We start from the raw sequence: 835 nt of genomic DNA, 5'->3' as shown, positions 1-835 counted from the left end.
AAGGTGGACAGCGCCGCGGTGCAGGACGGCTACGACCTTTATCTGCACGGCTTCATCGTCACCGATGACGGGCGCTGGGTGGTGGTGCAGCAGGGGATGAACGGCGACGCCCGCCAGGCGCGCCGCTACCACTGGCTGTCGGAAGGCTTGACCAGCTTCGTCGACCAGCCGCATGCGGCGATCGAGGGCGAGCGCCAGGGCGAGATCGTCAACCTCACCGACCGGCGCGCCGAAAAAGCGCGCGGCGGCCAGATCCAGCTTCTGAAGACGATGAGCCCGGAAAAGATCCTGACCGAGCTCGCCGTGCTGGAGCCCCCGGAAATCGTGAGGCCTGAGCCGGAACCGGCCGCGCAGCCGATGCTGCCCAACCTCGTCATGCCGGTGCATCACGACGTGCGCGAGAGCGACATCGTCATGCGCCGCCTGCACGGCAACATTTCCGCCGCGATCGAAAGCGGCCCCAAGGATTTTCCCGAGCTGCTGCTGGTGCCGGGCGTCGGCCCGCGCACCGTGCGCGCGCTCGCCATGGTCTCGGAAGTGGTGCACGGCGCACCCTACCGCTTCTCCGACCCGGCGCGCTTCTCGCTCGCCCACGGCGGCAAGGACCGCCACCCCTTCCCCGTGCCGCTGAAGGTCTATGACGAGACCATATCGGTGCTGAAATCGGCGGTGAGCAAGGCCAGGCTCGGGCGCGACGAGGAGTTGCAGGCGCTCAAGCGGCTGGACGGGGAGTCACGCCGGATGGAGCGCTATGTGACGGGGCCGAGCTTGAAGGAGATTGTCGCCGGCGAGATGGACCAGTCGCATCTGCTGGGTGGCCGGAGCGTGTTTGGGT

General features: G+C 67.8%; 1 protein-coding gene. It reads left to right on the top strand.

What is annotated here, in order from left to right; genetic code table 11:
- Nucleotides 1-835, top strand: an 835-nt coding sequence (locus tag EN745_RS35360) for a DUF763 domain-containing protein (protein ID WP_145992355.1), incomplete at both ends; no start/stop codon positions are given.

It is taken from the genome of Mesorhizobium sp. M4A.F.Ca.ET.022.05.2.1, from assembly GCF_003998845.1.
In the GTDB taxonomy this organism is placed as follows: Bacteria; Pseudomonadota; Alphaproteobacteria; order Rhizobiales; family Rhizobiaceae; genus Mesorhizobium.
The sequence above is the reverse complement of the archived record's forward strand: the minus strand, read 5'-3'. Positions and strand labels throughout refer to the sequence as shown.